The following is an 18,550-nucleotide window of genomic DNA, read 5'->3' as shown; positions in this document are numbered from 1 at the left end:
TCACAGCGGCATCCGCACACCCAGTTTCAGGCCCTTGCCGGCGACGCGGATACGGCTGGACAGTTCGCCGGGCACCTTTGGTGGCGGACCAAACGGATTCTCTGCTGTCAGCTGGGGGCGTAATTCCGGTTCCGTCGGGGTTACAGTGGGTGCCGGGGGCGGTGTTACAGCCGGTGGCTGATGCTTGCGGCGCGGTGTCCCGGCCTTGACTGGCTTCTCCTTCACCTGCCCGGCCAGGATAGTGGGTTTGCCCTGGCCCTTCTTCAGGTGGAACTGCGTCAGCCCGTTTTGTGGTTGGCTGTCGGCCAGGGCTGCCACCGGGGCAGTGCAGAGCCAGCCAGCGCAGCACACGACCACCCAACGGTAACGTTTATTTCCCGCTTGGCAGCGCATCGGATTTCCCCCTCCCATCGCGTCATCAGGTTCCCATATGAATGACGCGGCGGCAATGCCCCCGGTTCCCGCCCGACGCCCATCGCTGCACAATTTTCGAGGAGCAGGCCCCATGGCCGCCACTATCCGCATCGAAACCGACAGTTTTGGCCCGATTGAGGTGCCGGCAGACCGTTACTGGGGGGCGCAGACCCAGCGGTCGCTGCAGAATTTCAAGATTGGCGGGGAGCGGATGCCCAAGCCGCTGATCCGCGCGCTGGGCATCGCCAAGAAGGCTGCCGCCAAGGCCAATGTCGCGCTGGGCACGCTGGAGCCGAAGCTGGGCCAGGCCATCGCCGCTGCGGCGGAAGAGGTGATCGATGGCAGCCTGGATGATCATTTCCCCCTGGTGGTCTGGCAGACCGGTTCCGGCACCCAGACCAACATGAATGCCAATGAGGTGATCTCCAACCGCGCCATTGAGATGCTGGGCGGGGAGATGGGGTCGAAGAAGCCGATCCACCCCAATGATCATGTCAATCGCGGCCAAAGCTCCAACGACACTTTCCCCAGCGCCATGCATATCGCGGCGGCGGAACAGTTCCACCATGCCTTGATCCCGGCGCTGGAGCAGTTGCAGGCAGCATTGGCGGCCAAGGCGACGGAATTCAGCGCCATCGTCAAGATCGGTCGCACGCATCTGCAGGATGCCACGCCGATGACGCTGGGCCAGGAATTTTCCGGCTATGCCCAGCAGCTGGCCTATGGGGTGGAGCGGGCCAGGGCGGCCCTGCCGGCCCTGCTGCGACTGGCCCAGGGCGGCACGGCGGTGGGCACCGGTCTGAATGCGGCCGTGGGCTTTGATGTGGCCTTTGCGACGGAAGTGGCCGATATCACCGGCCTGCCCTTTGTGACGGCCCCCAACAAGTTTGAAGCCTTAGCCGCCCATGACAGCATCGTGGAGGCCTCGGGCGTGCTGAACACGCTGGCCGTCTCCTTGATGAAGATCGCCAATGATATCCGCCTGCTGGGCAGCGGCCCGCGCAGCGGCATCGGGGAGATCAGCCTACCGGAGAATGAGCCGGGCAGTTCCATCATGCCCGGCAAGGTGAACCCCACCCAGTCGGAAGCCATGACCATGGTGTGTGCCCAGGTGATGGGCAACCATGTCACCATCACCCATGCTGGCGCCACCGGCCATTTTGAGCTGAATGTCTTCAAGCCGGTGCTGATCTACAACCTGTTGCAGTCGGTCCGGCTGATCGCTGATGCCAGCCGCAGCTTTGCCGAGAATTGTGTGGTGGGCATCACTGCCAATACCGACCGCATCGCCAAGCTGATGAGCGAAAGCCTGATGCTGGTCACGGCACTAAACCCGCATATCGGTTACGACAATGCCGCCAAGATCGCCAAGAAGGCGCATCATGAGGGCACGACGCTGATGGAGGCTGGGCTGGCGCTGGGCCTGCTGACGGAGGAGCAGTTCCAGCAATGGGTCGTGCCCGCCCATATGGTGCATCCGGGCTGACCCCCGATCAGGGGGCGACCACCGGTGCGGCCGCCCCCACGCCCGGCAGCACGTTAAAGCCGCTGGGGAACAGCTGTTTGGCCACATCGGCCACCAGGAAACGGAAACTGGCCTGTTGCGGGCCGGTTTCTCCCACCGTCTGGTCCCGCGCGATGGCGCGGGCCTTGTCATTCTCGCAGAAAGCCGCCACCAGATGGGTGGTGCTGCGCAGATTCTTCAGGTCGGCCGGCGGGGCCGGCAATGTCTGGGCCTGCGCGGCAGTACAGAGATTACCCGTTGCCGCCTCCTCCGCGCCGCGATGGAACAGCAGCACCATCCGGTAACGTCCGTCGCGCTGATAGCCGTCAGCACCGGTGAAATTGCGCGCCGGGTCCAGTAGATCGGCCGGCAGGGCGGCCAGCACGTCGCGGCGGAACTGTTCAGGCGGGATGTCCGTCGGGCCGCCCCGCACCTCCAGCGTGAAGCCGGGATCAGGCGGCTGGTCGGCGGTTTGCGCCAGGGTGGGGCTTGTCAAAGACACGGCGACGAGGGCGGTCAGCAGAATTCTGGACAAGGCGAAAGGCCTCCATGGGTTCGCGCCAGGGATGGTTATCCGCGTGAAGAACGCGCCATCGCCCGCAATAGTTCCCTTCGGATTCAGCCTTCTTCATCCCGCGCGCCGCCGCCGCCGGCATCGGCCACCCCGCACCAGGGCTGGCGCTTGCCGCCATTATAGGCGCGGGCGGCCCCGGCGCGGATCAGCGCCTCTGACACATCGGTGCCGTCGGCCAACCGCACCTGCGCCCGCACCCGGCCGCCATATTTATCATAGACGACGTTATAAAGCGTGATGGTGCCCTTGCCCTGATCCACCATGGCCTCCCGCACCAGTCCGGCCAGCTTGTCCTTGGCAGCGCGGGCCATCGCCTTTTCGGTGGCACAGGTGGAGCGGCTTTCCGGCGTGTCGATCCCTTCCAGCCGCACCCGCGTCACCACCTCCTGGTCCAGCCAAACGGTGACGCGCACGGCCAGCGTATCGCCGTCCACCACCTCGACCACCCGCGCCTCCACCGGCCCGTTCAGGCGCGGGGCAGCAGAACTGGCGCCGGGCAAAGCCAGCGCCAGGGCAAACAGGGTGGTGGGAAGCCAGCGGCGGAACACGGGGAAGGGGGCCTTGGGTGCAGGATATGACCGCCCCAAACCTACCGCATTATGCGCCGCTACAGAAGTGATTTTGAGATCATTATCCTAAAGCGTACACAAGAGGGGATGATCATCCCCTTCATGCATACAAGTAGGTACAGATACAACCGGGAAGGTTAGAAGTCGCTGCACCGGCCATTCACTTCCCAATCGCCATAGCGGGTTGGTTCCGGCCCCTCGCGCCCGCCAATTTCACCGGGTGGCTGCGGGATGGCGGCCGGCCGGGCGGGCGGCGGCGTGTTTTCTGCCGTTGGCGTGGCCGCGCCGGTGGTCTTTTCCTGATTCTTTTCCGTCATGGTCCGGGCCTTTCAGTCTGGTCTGCTGTTGATATGGCGCGGCCCCGCCATTCTGCCAAGCCTTGATGGAACGGGGGCGGCATTCCCATATCTTCAGCGACGGGGCGGCGATCCGCCCTTCTAATGACGGCGCAGAGCCGGAGGAGAGAGATGAGCGGCTATTTCCGTACCGCAATATTGTTGGCGGGTCTGACCGGCCTGTTCCTGGCGGTCGGATTCATGCTGGGCGGCCAGGGCGGCATGATGATCGCCTTGGGTCTGGCGCTGGCCACCAACCTGTTCGCCTATTGGAACGCGGACAGGATGGTTCTGGGCATGTACGGCGCTCGCCAAGTGGATGCCGCCAGCGCCCCGCAATTTTACGGCATGGTGCAGCGCCTGTCGCAGCGCGCCGGCCTGCCCATGCCGCGCGTCTTCATCATCCAGAATGACCAGCCCAACGCCTTTGCCACCGGCCGCAACCCGGAAAATGCTGCCGTGGCCGCCACCACCGGCCTGCTGGAACGGTTGAGCCCGGAGGAGGTGGCGGGCGTGATGGCGCATGAGCTGGCGCATATCAAGAACCGCGACACGCTGATCATGACCATCACCGCCACGCTGGCGGGTGCCCTGTCCATGTTGGCCAATTTCGGCCTGTTCTTTGGCGGGCATGATAACCGCAACAATCCGCTGGGGATTGTCGGGTCCATCCTGGTGGCCATTCTGGCACCGCTGGGTGCCATGCTGGTGCAGATGGCCATCAGCCGGTCCCGCGAATATGAGGCTGACCGCATCGGCGCCGAAATCTGCGGTCGGCCCGACTGGCTGGCCGATGCGCTGGAAGGCATTCATGACGGGGCGCGGCTGGTGCCCAACATGGCGGCGGAAAATAACCCCGCCACCGCGCATATGTTCATCATCAACCCGCTGCATGGGCGCGGGTTGGACAGCCTGTTTTCCACCCATCCCAGCACGGCCGAGCGGGTGGGCCGCCTGCGGGCCATGGTGACGGGCAGCAGCCCCTTCAGCCCCCGCCGGTCCGGCGGCAGCGTGCCCAGCGCCGGCGGGGGTGGCCGCCGGCCCGGGCCGTGGGGTTGAGCCTAAACCGTCACCAGGCTTTCAGCGATCAGGTCGGCCAGACCGATGGCATTGGTGGGGTGGGGGATGCCGTCGGCAGATACCACCGTGCCAATGCCTGCCGCCTGGAAGGCCGCCATCCGTTCCATCGGGAATACGGCATGGACGGTGGCGGCCAGCACCCGGGCGGCACCATGGGCATAGGCCACCTTGGCCGCATCGATCAGGGTGCTGCCGGAACTGACAATATCATCGACGAGCAGCACGGTGCGGCCGGTCAGGTCGGTTCCTTCGGGCAGGCCGACGGAGACATCATGGTCGCCGCGCCGCACCTTCAGCCCCACCAGCGGCTGGGCACCGGCGGTCTGGGCGGCACCCTGCACCAGATGCGCCGATTCCTCGTCCGGCCCCAGAATCACCCAACTGGCATCGGCCCCCTGGCGGCGCGCCCAGTCGCCCAGCAGGGGGCCGGCGGTCAGGGCGGCGCAGCGGCTGCCGGGGAATACCTCCCCCAGATCATGGGTGCGGTGCAGATGCGGATCGACGGTGACGATACAGTCGAACAGGCCCCCCAGCCAGCGCCCCATGATGCGCTGGCTGACCACCTCGCCGGGGTTGAACTCCATATCCTGGCGCATATAGGCCAGATAGGGGGCAACCAATGTCAGCTCCGTGCAGCCGCGTTCGCGCAGCGCGCCGGCCAGCCATTGCAGCTCCACCAGCTTGTCATTGGGTTGATTGAGCGAACGGACGATGATGGCCCGCGTCGGTGCCGCCTCCAGCCGCACCAGGCTTTCGCCGTCGGGGAAACGGTGCAAGGCCGCCTGATGCAGTGGCAAGGCCAGCGCCTCGGCCAGCCGGGTCGCCAGCATTTCCCCTTCTGGAAAGCCGATCAATATCTCCATCGCCTCGTTCCTCAGTAAATCCTTTGCCCAGCGCGCGGCTGGTGACGATTTCTTTAACGCTTGCAGCGTACACCGGCCTTGCGACGGATCAAATCACCTCTGTGAGGTCCGCCAACACTTGTTGGTGGCGCGGCGCGGTGAAACGATTTATCCCGGTATCGATCATATGCTTTAGGATATACCGGTTTCGCTGGTCTTTGCGTGTGCCCCCGGTGACGTTGAAAGGGGGTGTCATGTATGATCAACGTTGCACCGGATGGCGGCAAGGGGTGGGCCCATGATCGGGCTTGGAGGCGTAATGGATCCGTTGGAGCTTTCCGAGAAGGAATACACGGCGCTGGAGGAAGCGCTGCTGGCTTCCGCCCGGGGGCGCGCCTTCCTGCGTATGCGTGACCGCCAGACCCGCATCGTCGCCCAGGATGACTGGCGGGCCCTGCTGTCCCAGATGACGGAGCAGGTGGGGCGCCTTTCGCAGGCCGGCACGCCGGCCGCCGTGGCCGATACCCAGAGCCCGCATCTGCATATCATGCGGGAGGAGCTGAAACAGCTCTCCAACTATATCGAGCAGACGCGCCAGGAAATCGCCCAGCTTCGCCCCATGGATGCCGGTGCCAACCGCATCATGGCCGCCACCAACGAGCTGGACGCCATCGTCACCGCCACCGAACGCGCCACCTCCGACATTCTCAATGCCACGGAGCGGATACAGGCGCTGGTCGCCCGCCTGCCGCCCAGCGACATCACCAATGATATCGATGCCCAGACCATCGAGATCATGACCGCCTGTTCCTTCCAGGACATTACAGGTCAGCGCACCACCAAGGTCGTCAACACCCTGCGCTATATCGAGCAGCGGGTGAACACGATGATCGAAATCTGGGGCGTGGAGGATACCGACGCCGGCGCCAAGAAGCTGGGTGCCGACGGGTTGATCGCGCTGCGCCCCGATGATGACAGGCCGGACAAGCATCTGCTGCATGGCCCGGCGCTGGAAGCGGTGAGCCAGGCCAATATCGATGCCCTGTTCGACAGCCTGGATTCCAGCCCGCCGGCTGCCGGTGGCGGGGACATGACATCCATGGATGATTGGGGCCTGACGGAAGAGGAGATGGCACCGCCGCCGCCCCCTCCACCGCCGCCGCCGCCGCCTCCTCCCCCACCGCCGCCCCCTCCACCGCCTCCGCCGCCTCCGCCCCCGCCGCCCCCACCACCGTCTTCGGGGGGGACGGTTTCACAAGCCGATATCGACGCCTTGTTTGGATAAGCAAAGCCCATGGGAACAGATGCCAATCATGTCGCCCCCCGCGTGCGTCTGACCCAGGCGCAGTTGGACCGTGCGTGCGAGCGACATCTGGCCTATCTGTCCGGCATAGCGGGGGGGGCCAAGCTCAGCCTGCCTTTCTTTGATCTGTCGGGCATGTCCTTCAACGGACGCAACCTGACCAATGCCAACCTGTCGGGCGCCATCCTGCGCCGCACCAGCTTTACCGGGGCCAAGCTGGATTATGCCGACCTGTTCGGTTGTGACCTCAGCGAGGCGGACCTCAGCCGCGCCCAGCTGCATCGGACGGATTTGCGGGCGGCAACGCTGCGTGGGGCCGTGCTGACGGGCGCGCGCATGGTGGAATGCGACCTGCGGGACGGGGCCATGGCCAGCGCCACCCGCACCGATTTCCGCATTCTGGGGATGGAGATCGGGCCGGCTGATATCAGTGCGGCCGTGATGGTGGATGCCGATTTGACCCGCGCGCGGCTGAGCGGCTCCACCGCGCGGGCGACGGATTTTTCCGGTGCGGTGCTGGCCGGCGCGCAGCTGACCCGGCTGGACCTGCGCGACGCCAAGCTGGTGCGGGCCAATCTGGATGGGGCCGATCTGGCCGATGCCGATCTGCGCGGCGCCAATCTGGCCGGGGCCAAGGTGCGGGCCGAGGCGTTGGCGGCTTCCATCCGCACCGACGCCGATATGCGCCGCCGGGAGGCCCCAGCCGAACCGGTGGAAGAGGCGGCCTATGAGCCGGAGTCCACGGCCCCCGCCATCACCCGCCCCAATGCCGAACAGTTGGAGGCAATGCTGACCGCCCATGCGCAATGGGTGGGCAGCGCCGGCCGTACCGGGCACCAGTTGGATATCAGCGGCCAGGATCTGTCCGGCATGGACCTGTCCGGCCGGGTGCTGACCCTGATGAAGGCCAATAATACCCGCCTGCGCGGCGCCGATCTGCGCGGCGCCCAGATGCAGGCCGTGCAGATGTCGGGCGTGGATTTGCGGTCCAGCGATCTGCGCTTTGCCGATCTGCGGGGTGCTGTGATGGACCGCGCCAACCTGATCGACGCCAATCTGGAACGGGCCGACCTGTCCATGCTGAAAACCGCGCGCGGGCACGAGGTGCGCACCTCCCTGGTCCGCGCCCGGCTGGCCGCCGCCATCTTCCGCCAGGCCAAGCTGGTGGGGGTGAATTTCAGCGGTGCCGATCTGACCGGTGTTGTGCTGGACGGGGCCGACACCAACGGCATGATGCTGGACGGCGCACGCGGGTTGCAGCATTAACGCTGTGTTCGGTTGACCGGCAATGGCTTGGGCGACGACCGTCGCCGCGTTGCCCAAAGCTGTCTCCTGCTTTTGGATTTCAATCCCATGCGCAACCCCGCCCATATCATGATCACCGGTGCTTCCAGCGGCATCGGGGAGGCGCTGGCGCTGGATTATGCCGGCCCTGGCATCCGCCTGTCGCTGACCGGGCGGGATGCCGGGCGGTTGGCCTCGGTGGCCGATGCCTGCCGGGCCAAAGGGGCGCTGGTGACAGCGGATGTGCTGAATGTGGCCGACCGCGCCGCTATGGCGGATTGGCTGGCCGCCCGCGATGACGAGGCCCCCATCGACCTTGCCATTGCCAATGCTGGTATTTCGGCGGGCAGTGGTGGGGCGGTGGAAAGTGCTGAACAATCGCGGGAGATTTTTGCCGTCAATCTGGATGGGGTGCTGAACAGCATCCATCCGCTGATCCCGGCCATGACGGCGCGGGGGCGGGGACAGATTGCCCTGATGGCCTCGCTCGCCAGTTTCCGGGGCCTGCCGGGGGCGGCCTCTTATTGCGGGTCCAAGGCGGCGGTGCGGGTCTATGGGGAGGCGCTGCGGTTGGACCTGGCCCCGCAAGGGGTGGGCGTGACGGTGATCTGCCCTGGCTTCGTGGTCAGCCGCATCACGGCCAAGAACCGCTTCCCCATGCCGTTCCTGATGCAGGCAGCGCCGGCCGCCCGGCTGATCCGCCAGCGCCTGACCCGCAACCCCGCCCGCATCGCGTTTCCCTGGCCCACCTATGTCGTCTCCTGGCTGCTGGGCGTGCTGCCGCCGGGGCTGGTGGATGGCGTGCTGATGCGGGCACCGCGGAAGGGGTAATGCCAGGGTTTTGGTCACTTATTCGCAAGGGCGGGAAAAACGTGAATTTTTCTGCCCTAATCTACTTGATGGTTTCAGGCATCTGGTAGGCGGGTTCGATGAATTGGAAATTCTTGCTCAGCGATAAGGAGATGAGCCGCTTCTCCCATTTGGGATTTTCTGTTCCTGCCTTTTCTGGCCGGCCAGGAAACATGAATAAATGTTCGTCTGCCTGCTTGTTCAGGAAAATTCTTATGATTTTGGCTGTTGCGGTAGAGGTGCTGCTGATGTCGTTTTTCTGGGTACGCTACCCAGAGCATTTTTTCACAATGCCGAACTTTATCGTAAATTTAATTGTTGATTATGGGGCTGGTTGTTGTGAATCGGTCGCGGACTATGAGTTCGTGGTTGTTTTTGTTTTTTTCATTTATATCTATTTCGATCTTTTTGTTTCTTCTTTCGGCGACAATGCGCTTTATCAGAGGCAAGTGATACGGGCGTCCGGGAACGGAAATCATCTCTTCTCGCTCACCGATCCGCCTGCCGGTTCACCACCGCCGTGACCGGGGCCAGCACGATGCCCCGGTCGCGCAGGGTGCCAGCCCAGAGCGACAGCCGTTCGATCACCACCGGGTTCTGCGCTTCCGCAAAGCCCACGGCCACACCATTGGCCTGGGCCAGCCGTTCCAACTGCGCCAGTTGTTCATCAATGCCGATGGCCGATGGCATCCGGTCGATCTGCAAGTCACTGAAGGCGCGGGGCAGGGAGAGTTCCTTGGCGAGCGGGGCCACCTTGCTGCCCTGCACCTGCCACAGGTCCAGATAGACCAACCCGCGCCGCTGCACCTGTTGCAGCACGGCGCGCAGATTGTCCCGCTGGGTCAGGAAGGCCGTGCCGCTGTCCGTTCGGCTGGTCAGGCCAACATAGCCGGTGAAGGCGGCGAGCGTCGCCTCCAGCCGCTGCACATTTTCCTCGTCCGACAGGGTCGTCAGCAGGGTGTTGGCGCCGGGGTCGCTGGCGGGATAGCTCTGGGGTTGCATCGGCACGGACAGCAACACCTCATGTCCCTTTTCCCGCGCCTCATCCACCAGGGGTTGGGGCTGCGGGGTAGTGGGGGCAAAAGCGAAGCTGATGGCACCGGGCAGGCGAGCGATGGCCGCCTGGGTGGCGGCGGCGGACTGGCCCATGCCCGTCACCACAATGGCGATGCGCGGGCGCTTGTCATCCTGCGGGAAAGGGCGGGCATAATGCTGCCAGGGGGCGGTGCCGTCCGCCGCCACCTTGGGCACCAGCCCCACGCGCAGCCGTTCCAGCAACAGGTCGTTGCGCGATGGCTGTAACGTCACCGGCATATCCACCGGGTCCAGCGGCGCTTCTTCTGCCTTGGCGGCTTCCACTTCCGCTGGTGTCGGCGCATCGGGGAAGCGGGGGGTGCCGTCAGGCAGCAACACGGCCAGCTTCGGTCCCACCTGGCGCGATGCGGTCAGCCGGTCGGCCGTGTCATGCGCCATCACCGCCAACCAGACGGCAGTGCCGGCCAGCCCCAGCAGAAAAACCCCCGCCACCGCCCCGGCAGCGATCAGCGGTTTGGATGCCGGTGCCCGATCCCCCTTCGCCGCCGCCACCTTACTCCGCCTTTTGGGGGCGGGCAGCTCATCGCCATCGCCATCGGCAGCGGCATCCAGATTGATGAAGGGATCGTCCTTGGCCTTTGCCTTGCCTTTGCCCTTCCCCTTGCTTTCATTGCCGCCCGCCTTGCCCACGCCAAAACGGGCCGCCAGCACGGCTGCGCTGTCGTCCTTGGCCTGTTCGGTGCCCACCTTGGGCTTCTTACGGAGAAGGGAGAGGGCCACGGATCAGCGGTTTCGTTTCAGCGAGGGGGACGGGGCGGACGGGCAGGGTCAGTTGGCGTTGGATGCGGCGGGGGCAACGGCCGCCGCCTGCTTGGCATGATTGAACATGGAAACCCCGCGCAAAAGATCGATGGCGCGCAGCAGCTGGTAATCGACCGGTGCCGGTTCCGGCTGGCCATTGACGTTGGCGGCGGTGACCGGCGGCACCGCACCATTGGCCGGCGGCGTGCCCGGTGCCTGCACCTGCGGCGCGCTGTCATTATTGCCGGGGGCCGGGGCTGCCGGCGGCGTTGTCGGCGTGCCCTGCGGGTTGGCCTGGCGCTGCTGGGCGGCCGGATCGGTATTGCGCAGGGCCTTGGGCAGGTCCGCCTCCCGCCGGCGACCGGCCTGGGCCAGCTCTTCCACCTTGGCGGGTTGCACCTCGATATCGGGGGTGATGCCCAATTGCTGGATGGAGCGGCCGGACGGCGTGTAGTAACGCGCCGTGGTCAGGCGCATGGCGCTCTGGTTGCCCTGCAACGGGATGATGGTCTGCACCGAGCCCTTACCAAAGCTCTGCGTGCCCAGGATGATGGCGCGCTTATGGTCCTGCAGCGCGCCCGCCACGATTTCCGACGCAGAGGCCGAACCGCCATTGATCAACACCACCAGGGGCAGACCGCCGGTCGCATCACCCGGCTTGGCGACGTAACGGTCGCCTTCCTTGCCGCCACGGCCGCGGGTGGAGACAATCTCCCGCCCCTTTTCCAGGAAGGTATCGGAGACGGAAACCGCCTGATCCAGCAGGCCGCCGGGATTGTTGCGCAGGTCCAGCACATAGCCGATCAGCTTATCGCCCAGCTGGCCCTTGATGCTGGTGATGGCCTTGTCCAGCCCCGGCTGGGTCTGTTCATTGAAGCTGGAGATGCGGACATAGCCGACATTATCTTCCACCCGGAAGCGCACCGACTGCACCTTGATGCTGGCCCGGATCATGGTGAGGTTGATGGGCTGCGACAGGTCACCCCGGCGGATGGTGACCTTCAGGCTGCTGCCCACGGGGCCGCGCATCTTCTCCACCGCCTCGTTCAGGCCCATACCCATGATGGATTCGTCGTTCAGATGGGTGATGTAATCACCCGCCTGCACACCGGCCTTGGCGGCGGGCGTGTCATCCATGGGGGAGATCACCTTGACGACGCCGTTTTCCTGCGTCACCTCAATCCCAAGGCCGCCAAATTCGCCCTTGGTCTGCACCCGCATGTCGGCAAAGCTTTTCTTGTCCAGATAGCTGGAATGCGGGTCCAGCGAGGTGAGCATCCCGTTGATGGCGGCAGAGATCAGATCCTCGTCGGAGACCTCCTCCACATATTCGGAGCGCACCCGCTCGAACACATCGGCGAACAGGTCAAGCTGCTTGTAAGTCTCCGACTTCAGCGGCTCCCGCGCGGTGGCGGCATGGGGCGCCAGTGCCACCGGAGAGAAGGCCAGAAGGGCCGCCAGCGCGGCCGAGGAGAGAAGCTTCTTCATCATCAACCATGCCCTTTGCCGTCGGAGCCTGAAAGGCCGCGTGTGGGGTTGACCGGCTGACCACCACGCCGCAGTTCGAAATAAAGCGTCGGGGCCCCATCCCCCGACAAAAGACCCACCGGTTCCCCGCCCAGCACACGTTGACCGAGCTTGGCGTCAATCCGCCCCATCCCGGCCAACAGGGAATGATATCCGTTGGGATGTTCCAGGATCAAGAGCAGCCCATAACCTTTGAAGTGACCCGCGAACATCACCGAGCCATCCGCCGGGGCCACCACCGGGCCGCTGGCGCGGCCGCGATAGGTCAGGCCACGGCTGACCGCCCCCACCTCGTCCGCCTCCCCATAGCGGACAACAACCGTTCCACCGACAGGTGCCACCATACCCCCTAATTGCGGCGGGGTGGGGGCGCGTTTCAGGGTGGCCACCTTCTCCTTGGCGCGGCGTTCGCGTTCGGCCTCTGCCGCCTGGCGGCGGGCAGCCTCTTCGGCGCGCTGGCGGGCCAATGCGGCCTTGCGCTCCGCCTCCAGCTTCTCGATCAGGTCTTTCAGGTCGCTGGCCCGGCCGGCCAGCGCGGTGACCGTGCCGGTCAGCTGTTCGCGCTCGGCATCGGTGGCGCGGGAGATTTCTTCCCGCCGCGCCACCAGATTGGCCAGATCCTTCTGGCGCACGGCCAGGCTGGCGGTGGCCTTTTCCGTCTTGGTCCGCTGGGTGTCCAGCTTGGCACGCAGGCTGGACAGATCGGTCAACTGATTGGCCAGCGCATCGGCGCGCGCCTTCAGTTCCGGCACGGCGCTGCGCAGCAGCAGGGCCGTCTTTACCGTGTCGCCCGGCGGTTGCGGCCGGGCGATCAGCGCTTCCGGCGGCAGTCGGGACAGGCGCTGCAGGGCGCCCAGCAGGTCCGCCAGGGCGGCCCTGTCCGCCTCGATCTTGGCCAGCCGTTCCTGTTCCTGCTGGCCCAGATCGGCCAGGGCTGCTTCCAGCCGGGCCAGTTCATCGGACTGGGCACGCTGCTGCTCGGCCGCCTCAATCGAACGGGCGCGCAGGTCGGCCAGCTCCTTCTCCAGCGCTTCCGCCTTGGCATCCAGGGCGCTTTTGCGGCTGTCGGCCTGTTTCAGGTCGCGCTGCACTTCCTGCAGCTGTTTTTGCGCCTCGTCCGGCTTGTTCTGTGCAGGGGCGGTCCCGGCAGCAGCCAGTGACAGCAGACAGAAGGCAAACGGCGCGATCCTCAAATCTTCCTCTGGCGGCGGCGGGCCCGAATCACCCACCGGCCCAACGGGTCAGGACGGGTGGATTAAGTGGTTGAATCCTGCCGGATTGTTCCCGGCCGGTCCATTCGGCCCCCATAGTAGGCGTAACCGCCCGCCCGGTCGATACTGCTTTCACTGCCAGGTGAGGAACAGGCCGGCATCGCCTGGAATGTCATCCGGAAATTCCAGGATGCGGGCCGTAATGCCATAGCCCAGATCGCGCAGTTCCGCCTGCCAGAACAGATAAAGCTGCAGGGCGACGCCCGCGAGCGTCGCCGGCCAGGTCTCTTCATTATTGTTGATGGCGCGGCCGCGATCGACGCAGAGATCGCTGGGGAAACGCTCCAGCATCAACTGATATTCACCGCGTTCCACCACCTCTTCCAGGCCGGTCAGCCGATGGCGGATTTCTGCCGGACCCAGGCGGCGCTTGCGCTCAGCCTCCAGCGCAGCGCGGCGAGCCTCCTCGTTCTCCGCATGATGGCGGGCGCGGCGGGCACGCTCACGCGCCTCCTCCGTGCGTTGGCGCAACTCTTCCGATGAGGGAATGTGAATCTGGATTTGGTCGGCCGTCTCCGACATCTCTGCTGCTCCTGCGAAATGGATTGGCGCCACTTCATCCCGCCGGCGGGTTGATGTCCTTGATCCATATCACAGCAGATGATCACCAGCCGAATGGTTGCTTTGCGGTACAGGCGGGACTGATGCAATATTCCCGTTATGTGCTGCGGTTATGTACAAAAAAGCCCGCCGCCGTTTTCTGAACAGAGCGGGCCTTTACCATCAGGCAAGGAGACGTAAGACAGTCGTCTCAGCGGCGCCCGTCCCAGAATTCCAGCGGTGCGGAAACCGACGGTACACCGGCAATATTGCCATTATACATGTGCCGCAGGAAGGATTGGTTATATTGAATGGTCGGCGGCGGCGGGCGGTAGCCGCTATAGGGGCTGTAATAGCCACGATTGTTCGAATAAAACGGCTCCGCATTATAAACGGCAATACCGTCGCCCAGCAGTTCATTGGAACGGCGGGAACCCATCGAATTGACGTTGCCCCAGCCGGCCCGGCTGCCGCCGCTCATATAGAATTGCACGCCGTTGCGTTCGCTGCTGTCGCTGTCACCCGTGATGCCCAGCATGGCACCGCCGGGGGTGGCGCTGGGGCGGGCATAGGACTGGGCCGCCGCGCGCTCACCCGGCGTCACCGACCGTTCGATGGGCTTGAAGCCATTTACCTTCGGTGCCGCTTCCTCCGCCAGGGCGGGGGTGGAAGCCAGTACCAGCAGGGTGGCAATTCCGGCGGCAAGGCGCGCGATGGCGCGCGGCCCATGGGCTGGAACGACGTTCATGGTAAACTCCATAGCCTGTCGAGACGGAGAACGGGCCCCGCCAGCAAGACCTATAAGGTCGTGCCGACGGGGCCCCGCGTCAAGTCTTTCCGACGGTTTTAGCGCCGCCCGTCGATATGGACTTTCAGGTTGAAGGAATTGCCGGTCGGGTAATCCCGGTAAATGTCCCGATAGATCACCGTGGCGGGCGGGCGCGGCGGCGGCGCGTAATGGTGATAGACCACGGGCGGCGGGGGTGGCCGGTGATAATGGTGGTGGTCATGATGATGCGGCCGGCCGCGCGGCGGGTCGCGGTCATAATAATAATGGTGATGTTCGTGATGGCGGCCGCCGCGACGGTGATCGTCGCCGGCAAAGGCTTCGCCCATCGGGGCCAGGGCCATCATCGTGGCTGCCATCGCGGCGAGGGAGAGTGTGTTTTTCATTGTCGTTCCTATCCGATCCACTGCCTGGGGGATGACACAGGCTGACCCGGCATCTGGGCGGGATTGCGGCAGCCGGGCGGCGGAAAGCGCCATAGCCTGTGACAAGTTTGCGCCGCGGCGCCATCGGATTGCTGGCATGGCGGTGCCGATGCTGCCCATGCTAAACAGGCAGGCCCCTGGCCCCGGAGAAGTCCCCCGTTCCATGCTTGAGCTGATTTATCGCGGATTGACCCATCTGGCCGGCCCGGCCGTGCGGCGGCTGTTGGACCGGCGGGCGTTGCGCGGCAAGGAAGACAAGGCCCGCCGGGGCGAAAGGCTGGGCCGGCCCGGCCGGGCCCGGCCGCCGGGGCCGCTGGTCTGGGTCCATGCCGCCAGTGTGGGGGAATCGCTGGCGGTGCTGCCGCTGGTGGATCGGCTGTTGGCGGCGGACCCGGCCTGTCAGGTGATGGTCACCACCGGGACGGTCACCTCGGCCGAACTGATGGCCAAGCGGCTGCCGGGGCCGCGCGCCTTCCATCAATATGTGCCGGTTGATCTGCCGGGGGCAGTCGATGGGTTTCTGGACCATTGGCACCCGGATCTGGTGCTGTGGATCGAGTCTGAATTCTGGCCCAACCTGCTGGCCGGCATCCGCCGCCGCGCGCTTCCCTGTGTCCTGGTCAATGCACGGCTGAGTGCCCGCAGCTTTCGCAACTGGCGCCGCGCCCCGGCATCGGCACGGCGCCTGCTGTCGGTGTTTCAGCTGGCCCTGGCGCAGACGCAGGTGGAGGCGGATTATCTCAGCACCCTGGGCATCGGCGATGTGCGGGCGCTGGGTAATCTGAAATATTCCGCCGCCCCGCTGCCGGCCGATGCGGGGGAACAGGCGCTGCTGGCCGCCCGGCTGGCGGGGCGGCTTCCCTGGTGTTTTGCCTCCAGCCATGCCGGGGAGGAGGCGGCGGCCATTGCCGCCCAGCGACGGTTGCGCGCCAACCATCCCAAGGCCCTTTTGGTACTGGTGCCGCGCCACCCGCCGCGCGGCGATGCGGTGGCCGATCTGCTGGCATCGGCCCATCTCTCCGTCGCCCGACGGTCGCGGGGGGAACGGCCGGGGCCGCAGACGGATGTGTTCCTGGTCGATACGCTGGGGGAATTGGGGTTGGTGTTCCGGCTCTGCCCGGTCAGTGTTGTCGGTGGTTCCTTTGTGCCGGTGGGTGGCCATAACCCGATTGAACCGGCGCTGCTGGGCAGTGCCGTGCTCTATGGCCCGCATATGCATAATTTCGCGGAGATCGCGGCGGCGTTGGAACAGGCGGGCGGGGCGCGCCGGCTGGCGGGACCGGATGATCTGGCACCGGCTTTGGCCCGGCTGTTCGATGATGCCAGTGCCCGGCAGGCCCAGGCCGATGCCGCCCGCGCCGTGGCAGAGGCCAATGCCCAGGCCATTGACCGGGTGATGGCCGCCCTGGCCCCGTTGCTGCACCAAGCCGGGATCGGCCGATGAAGGCGCCGGGCTTCTGGTATCGCCCGGCGGGGCTGGCGGCTGCCGCCCTGGCGCCGCTGGCCTGCCTGTGGGCGGGCGTGACGGCCCGGCGGCTGCGGCAGGGGGGGCCGGTCAAGGCGGGTGTGCCGGTGATCTGCGTCGGCAATCTGGTGGCCGGCGGGGCCGGCAAGACGCCGCTGGTGCGCTATCTGGTGGAACGGTTGCGGGCGCGCGGCTTGAATGCTGCGGCCCTGTCACGCGGGCATGGCGGGCGGCTGGCCGGGCCGCTGCGGGTTGACCCGGATCGCCATACGGCCGGCGATGTGGGGGATGAGCCCCTCTTGCTGTCCCGGCATATCCCGGCCTGGATTGGCCGGGATCGGGTGGCAGCGGCAAGGGCGATGCGCGATGCCGGGGTGCAGGCCATCATCATGGATGATGGTTTCCAGAACCCGGCCCTGGCCAAGGATTTTTCCCTGATCGTCGCCGATGCCGGGGCCGGATTCGGCAATGGAAGGGTGATCCCCGCCGGCCCCCTGCGGGAGCCGGTGACGGCTGGGCTGGCCCGCGCCCAGGCCGTGCTGCTGATGGGCCAGGAAGGGCCGGCGGCTGTGGGCGTGCGCGACGCGACGGCGGCGGCCGGGTTACCCTTATTGACCGCCGCGCTGGTGCCCGATGCGGTGGCGGCCAGCCGGCTGGCCGGGCGGCGGGTGCTGGGTTTCGCCGGGATCGGCCGGCCGGAAAAATTCTTCGATACGCTGCGCCGCATCGGCGCCATGCCGGTCGCCACCCTTCCTTTTCCCGACCATCACCCTTACATGGCGGATGAACTGGCGGCATTGCTGCGCCGGGCGGCGGCGCTGGACGCGCTGCCGGTGACGACGGAAAAGGATGCCATGCGGCTGCCGCCGTCGCTGCGGGCGCAGGTGGAAATCCTGCCGGTGCAGGTGGCGCTGGGCGATGCGGCGGCGCTGGATCGTCTGTTGGATGGTGTGATCGGGGTAGGCAATGGCGACGCATAGCCAATTGCGGCGAAAACTCAACCGCTTGGTGCTCTATCGGCTGGAAGCGGTGCTGGCCTGGATCTTCATCAAATCCATGCGGCTGCTGGGGCCGGTGGCGGCGTCCAATACCGGCGGCTTCATCATGCGCACGCTGGGCCCGCGGCTGCCATCATCGGCCCGGATGCGGCGCGCCGTTGCCCGCGCCCTGCCGGAATTGGACGGGCCGGCGGTGGAAAGGGTGGTGCGGCAGGCCTGGGACAATCTGGGCCGCACCTTGGGTGAATATGTGCATCTGGACCATATCGCCGCCCGCTATACCGATCATGTTGAACTGGTGGGGGCGGAGCATTTGCAGGCGCTGGCCGATGACGGGCGGGCCGGCATCGTCTTCACCGGTCACTTTGCCAACTGGGAAATGTGCGGCATCACCGCATCCCGTTTCGGGCTGGACCTGACCTATGTTTTCCGCCGGCCCAACAACCCCTATGTCGCCAAGATGCTGGCCCGCGCCCGCGCCGCGCTGGGCGGGCACATGGTGCCCAAGGGGAAGGAGGCGGCGCGCGGTCTGGTTGATGCCGTGCGCGCTGGCAACCATATCGGCCTGCTGATCGACCAGAAACTGAACGAAGGCATTCCCGTGCCCTTCCTGGGGCGGGACGCGATGACGGGCACGCTGCTGGCCGAACTGGCCCTGCGCTATGACATTCCGGCGGTGCCGCTGCGGGTGATCCGGCTGGGGCCGGCGCGTTTCCGGGTGGAGGCGCTGCCCCCCTTGCGTTTTGCCCGCAGTGGCGACATGCGGGCAGACGCGGCGGCAGTGATGCACCAGCTTAACGATTTGCTGGGCGACTGGGTGCGCGACGACCCCGGCCAGTGGATGTGGCAACATCGCCGCTGGCCGGATTGAAGGCGGCGGATGCCGCCGCCCAGCGCTTGTGGAACGCGAAATCCCCCTTGATCGGTCACGATCAAGGGGGATTGGT

At 65.8% G+C, this 18,550-nt stretch carries 20 protein-coding genes; 9 read left to right on the top strand and 11 right to left on the bottom strand.

Going from position 1 to position 18,550, the window contains the following annotated elements:
* Entirely contained in the window at positions 1-393 is a 393-nt protein-coding gene (locus tag GE253_RS00690) for a hypothetical protein (protein WP_153202226.1), read from the bottom strand.
* A gap of 112 nt (positions 394-505) precedes the next feature.
* Here GE253_RS00690 and fumC point away from each other — a divergent pair, with 112 nt between their 5' ends.
* Complete coding sequence (gene fumC, locus GE253_RS00685) at positions 506-1,900, top strand: class II fumarate hydratase (protein ID WP_153202225.1); 1,395 nt, start codon at positions 506-508, stop codon at positions 1,898-1,900.
* Positions 1,901-1,907: 7 nt separating this feature from the next.
* On the opposite strand, the gene GE253_RS00680 is transcribed toward fumC, so the two are convergent.
* From GE253_RS00680 to GE253_RS00670, 3 genes are all read right to left on the bottom strand, one after another.
* A complete protein-coding gene (locus GE253_RS00680; protein ID WP_153202224.1) occupies positions 1,908-2,453 on the bottom strand; it encodes a hypothetical protein in 546 nt (181 codons plus the stop codon).
* A gap of 83 nt (positions 2,454-2,536) precedes the next feature.
* Positions 2,537-3,040: a thermonuclease family protein gene (locus GE253_RS00675; RefSeq protein WP_348770750.1), complete on the bottom strand. Its 504-nt coding sequence runs from the start codon at positions 3,038-3,040 to the stop codon at positions 2,537-2,539.
* Between the two features lie 158 nt (positions 3,041-3,198).
* Positions 3,199-3,378: a succinate dehydrogenase assembly factor 4 gene (locus tag GE253_RS00670; RefSeq protein ID WP_153202223.1), complete on the bottom strand. Its 180-nt coding sequence runs from the start codon at positions 3,376-3,378 to the stop codon at positions 3,199-3,201.
* 150 nt (positions 3,379-3,528) lie between these two features.
* Here GE253_RS00670 and htpX point away from each other — a divergent pair, with 150 nt between their 5' ends.
* Positions 3,529-4,455 (top strand): zinc metalloprotease HtpX, encoded by a 927-nt coding sequence (gene htpX / locus GE253_RS00665; protein ID WP_153202222.1) that lies wholly within the window; start codon positions 3,529-3,531, stop codon positions 4,453-4,455.
* Between the two features lie 2 nt (positions 4,456-4,457).
* Here the strand turns inward: htpX and GE253_RS00660 are convergent, their stop codons facing one another.
* Positions 4,458-5,339, bottom strand: a complete 882-nt coding sequence (locus GE253_RS00660; protein WP_153202221.1) for a ribose-phosphate diphosphokinase — start codon at positions 5,337-5,339, stop codon at positions 4,458-4,460.
* 277 nt (positions 5,340-5,616) lie between these two features.
* Between GE253_RS00660 and GE253_RS26435 the strand changes: the two genes are divergently transcribed.
* The 4 genes from GE253_RS26435 to GE253_RS00640 all read left to right on the top strand — a co-directional run bounded on the left by GE253_RS26435 (position 5,617) and on the right by GE253_RS00640 (position 9,278).
* Positions 5,617-6,603 carry a protein phosphatase CheZ gene (locus GE253_RS26435; protein ID WP_173012424.1) on the top strand — a complete coding sequence of 329 codons (987 nt, stop codon included), beginning with the start codon at positions 5,617-5,619 and terminating at the stop codon, positions 6,601-6,603.
* Between the two features lie 9 nt (positions 6,604-6,612).
* Positions 6,613-7,887, top strand: coding sequence for a pentapeptide repeat-containing protein (locus GE253_RS00650; protein ID WP_153202219.1), 1,275 nt, complete (start codon positions 6,613-6,615; stop codon positions 7,885-7,887).
* 87 nt (positions 7,888-7,974) lie between these two features.
* Positions 7,975-8,736: an SDR family NAD(P)-dependent oxidoreductase gene (locus tag GE253_RS00645; RefSeq protein WP_153202218.1), complete on the top strand. Its 762-nt coding sequence runs from the start codon at positions 7,975-7,977 to the stop codon at positions 8,734-8,736.
* A gap of 98 nt (positions 8,737-8,834) precedes the next feature.
* Positions 8,835-9,278, top strand: coding sequence for a hypothetical protein (locus GE253_RS00640; RefSeq protein ID WP_153202217.1), 444 nt, complete (start codon positions 8,835-8,837; stop codon positions 9,276-9,278).
* Here the strand turns inward: GE253_RS00640 and GE253_RS26635 are convergent.
* From GE253_RS26635 to GE253_RS00610, 6 genes are all read right to left on the bottom strand, one after another.
* On the bottom strand, positions 9,244-10,569 hold the full coding sequence (locus GE253_RS26635; protein WP_153202216.1) for a divergent polysaccharide deacetylase family protein: 1,326 nt from the start codon (positions 10,567-10,569) through the stop codon (positions 9,244-9,246). The genes GE253_RS00640 and GE253_RS26635 overlap by 35 nt on opposite strands.
* Positions 10,570-10,617: 48 nt before the next feature.
* Complete coding sequence (locus GE253_RS00630) at positions 10,618-12,078, bottom strand: S41 family peptidase (RefSeq protein WP_153202800.1); 1,461 nt, start codon at positions 12,076-12,078, stop codon at positions 10,618-10,620.
* Between the two features lie 2 nt (positions 12,079-12,080).
* On the bottom strand, positions 12,081-13,310 hold the full coding sequence (locus tag GE253_RS00625; RefSeq protein ID WP_153202215.1) for a peptidoglycan DD-metalloendopeptidase family protein: 1,230 nt from the start codon (positions 13,308-13,310) through the stop codon (positions 12,081-12,083).
* Between the two features lie 150 nt (positions 13,311-13,460).
* Positions 13,461-13,910, bottom strand: a complete 450-nt coding sequence (locus GE253_RS00620) for a hypothetical protein (protein ID WP_153202214.1) — start codon at positions 13,908-13,910, stop codon at positions 13,461-13,463.
* 229 nt (positions 13,911-14,139) lie between these two features.
* Positions 14,140-14,676, bottom strand: a complete 537-nt coding sequence (locus GE253_RS00615) for a hypothetical protein (protein WP_153202213.1) — start codon at positions 14,674-14,676, stop codon at positions 14,140-14,142.
* Positions 14,677-14,774: 98 nt separating this feature from the next.
* Entirely contained in the window at positions 14,775-15,101 is a 327-nt protein-coding gene (locus GE253_RS00610; RefSeq protein ID WP_153202212.1) for a hypothetical protein, read from the bottom strand.
* Between the two features lie 202 nt (positions 15,102-15,303).
* On the opposite strand from GE253_RS00610, the gene GE253_RS00605 reads away from it, so the two are divergent.
* From GE253_RS00605 to GE253_RS00595, 3 genes are read left to right on the top strand one after another with little or no spacing between them, the layout of a single operon-like run.
* Positions 15,304-16,584: a 3-deoxy-D-manno-octulosonic acid transferase gene (locus GE253_RS00605; protein WP_153202211.1), complete on the top strand. Its 1,281-nt coding sequence runs from the start codon at positions 15,304-15,306 to the stop codon at positions 16,582-16,584.
* Positions 16,581-17,585 (top strand): tetraacyldisaccharide 4'-kinase, encoded by a 1,005-nt coding sequence (gene lpxK, locus GE253_RS00600; RefSeq protein ID WP_153202210.1) that lies wholly within the window; start codon positions 16,581-16,583, stop codon positions 17,583-17,585. Before GE253_RS00605 ends, lpxK begins: the two co-directional genes overlap by 4 nt.
* The gene (locus tag GE253_RS00595) at positions 17,572-18,474 is read left to right on the top strand and encodes a lipid A biosynthesis lauroyl acyltransferase (protein WP_153202209.1); all 903 of its coding nucleotides are present in this window, start codon (positions 17,572-17,574) and stop codon (positions 18,472-18,474) included. The genes lpxK and GE253_RS00595 overlap by 14 nt, the downstream gene beginning before the upstream one ends.
* The last annotated feature ends 76 nt before the right edge of the window (positions 18,475-18,550 follow it).

This window comes from Niveispirillum sp. SYP-B3756, assembly GCF_009495745.1.
Classification (GTDB): domain Bacteria; phylum Pseudomonadota; class Alphaproteobacteria; order Azospirillales; family Azospirillaceae; genus Niveispirillum.
The sequence above is the reverse complement of the archived record's forward strand: the minus strand, read 5'-3'. Positions and strand labels throughout refer to the sequence as shown.